Consider the following 1061-nt stretch of genomic DNA (forward strand, 5'->3'; position numbering starts at 1 on the left):
ATGAAAACCAAAGCCGCCGTCGCCTGGCAAGCAGGCCAACCACTGACCATCGAAACCGTCGACCTCGAGGGGCCGAAGTTCGGCGAGGTGCTCGTCGAGATCAAGGCCACCGGCATCTGCCACACCGACTACTACACGCTCTCGGGCGCCGACCCGGAAGGCATCTTCCCGGCCATCCTCGGCCATGAAGGCGCGGGCATCGTGGTCGACGTCGGCCCCGGCGTGACCACCCTCAAGAAGGGCGACCACGTCATCCCGCTCTACACGCCCGAATGCCGCCAGTGCAAGTTCTGCCTGAGCCGCAAGACCAACCTGTGCCAGCTGATCCGCGGCACGCAGGGCAAGGGCCTGATGCCCGACGCCACCAGCCGCTTCAGCCTGGACGGCAAGCCCATCTTCCACTACATGGGCACCTCGACCTTCAGCAACTACACCGTCGCCCCCGAGATCTCGCTGGCCAAGATCCGCGAGGACGCCCCGTTCGACAAGGTCTGCTACATCGGCTGCGGCGTGACCACCGGCATCGGCGCGGTCATCTTCACGGCCAAGGTGGAAGCCGGCGCGAACGTGGTGGTGTTCGGCCTGGGCGGCATCGGCCTGAACGTGATCCAGGGCGCGAAGATGGTGGGCGCCGACAAGATCATCGGCGTCGACCTGAACCCCGAGCGCGAGGCGATGGCCCGCAAGTTCGGCATGACGCACTTCATCAACCCGAAGGAAGTGCCCAACGTGGTCGATGCCATCGTGCAGTTGACCGACGGCGGCGCCGACTACAGCTTCGAGTGCATCGGCAACACGCAGGTGATGCGCCAAGCGCTCGAATGCACGCACAAGGGCTGGGGCCGCAGCATCATCATCGGCGTGGCCGAGGCCGGCGCCGAGATCAGCACCCGTCCGTTCCAGTTGGTCACGGGCCGCAAGTGGGAAGGCTCGGCCTTCGGCGGCGCGCGCGGGCGCACCGACGTGCCGAAGATCGTCGACTGGTACATGGAAAACAAGATCAACATCGACGACCTGATCACGCACACCATGCCGCTGGAAGACATCAACAAGGGCTTCGA

Annotated in this window: 1 protein-coding gene; it reads left to right on the top strand. The window is 65.1% G+C overall.

Annotated elements, in window-relative coordinates; translation table 11 throughout:
• On the top strand, positions 1-1061 hold a 1061-nt coding region (locus tag J2W36_RS26525; protein WP_307692783.1), incomplete at both ends, for an S-(hydroxymethyl)glutathione dehydrogenase/class III alcohol dehydrogenase.

The sequence above is a fragment of the Variovorax ginsengisoli genome (assembly GCF_030811835.1).
GTDB lineage: Bacteria > Pseudomonadota > Gammaproteobacteria > Burkholderiales > Burkholderiaceae_C > Variovorax > Variovorax ginsengisoli_C.